Origin of the sequence: Metabacillus mangrovi (assembly GCF_009711125.1) — a bacterium.
Lineage (GTDB): Bacteria > Bacillota > Bacilli > Bacillales > Bacillaceae > Metabacillus_B > Metabacillus_B mangrovi.
Genome location: NZ_WMIB01000053.1, coordinates 1 through 1,183 on the forward strand (window position 1 = coordinate 1; position 1,183 = coordinate 1,183).

Consider the following 1,183-nt stretch of genomic DNA (forward strand, 5'->3'; position numbering starts at 1 on the left):
GCTGGTGGTCTGGGCTGTTTCCCTTTCGACTACGGATCTTATCACTCGCAGTCTGACTCCCATGGATAAGTCTTTGGCATTCGGAGTTTGACTGAATTCGGTAACCCGTTGGGGGCCCCTAGTCCAATCAGTGCTCTACCTCCAAGACTCTTGCCATGAGGCTAGCCCTAAAGCTATTTCGGAGAGAACCAGCTATCTCCAGGTTCGATTGGAATTTCTCCGCTACCCACACCTCATCCCCGCACTTTTCAACGTGCGTGGGTTCGGGCCTCCATTCAGTGTTACCTGAACTTCACCCTGGACATGGGTAGATCACCTGGTTTCGGGTCTACGACGACGAACTGATGCGCCCTATTCAGACTCGCTTTCGCTGCGGCTCCGTCTCTTCAACTTAACCTTGCACGTCATCGTAACTCGCCGGTTCATTCTACAAAAGGCACGCCATCACCCGTTAACGGGCTCTGACTACTTGTAGGCACACGGTTTCAGGATCTCTTTCACTCCCCTTCCGGGGTGCTTTTCACCTTTCCCTCACGGTACTGGTTCACTATCGGTCACTAGGGAGTATTTAGCCTTGGGAGATGGTCCTCCCGGATTCCGACGGGATTTCTCGTGTCCCGCCGTACTCAGGATCCACTCAGGAGGGAACGAAGTTTCGACTACAGGGCTGTTACCTTCTCTGGCGGGCCTTTCCAGGCCGCTTCCTCTACCCCGTTCCTTTGTAACTCCGTGTTGAGTGTCCTACAACCCCAGAAGGCAAGCCTTCTGGTTTGGGCTGATCCCGTTTCGCTCGCCGCTACTCAGGGAATCGCATTTGCTTTCTCTTCCTCCGGGTACTTAGATGTTTCAGTTCCCCGGGTCTGCCTTCTCTGACCCTATGTATTCAGGCCAGGATGCTGCTCCATTACGAGCAGCGGGTTTCCCCATTCGGAAATCTCCGGATCAACGCTTACTTACAGCTCCCCGAAGCATATCGGTGTTCGTACCGTCCTTCATCGGCTCCTAGTGCCAAGGCATCCACCGTGCGCCCTTTCTAACTTAACCGTTAGAATTCGCTGAAAACTAGTTTCAGACAAAAAAGATTTTCTTTCTGCACATGAGGCAGAGAAGAAAAATCGTAAGGTCATTTCTTACTCGTGTGAATGAATGACATTCATTTCGTTATCCAGTTTTCAAAGAACAA

At 51.6% G+C, this 1,183-nt stretch carries 1 rRNA gene; it reads right to left on the minus strand.

Annotation, left to right across the window (positions count from 1 at the left end):
* Positions 1 to 1,044 (minus strand): 23S ribosomal RNA (locus GKZ89_RS20760); the annotation flags it as partial.
* Positions 1,045 to 1,183: the final 139 nt, after the last annotated feature.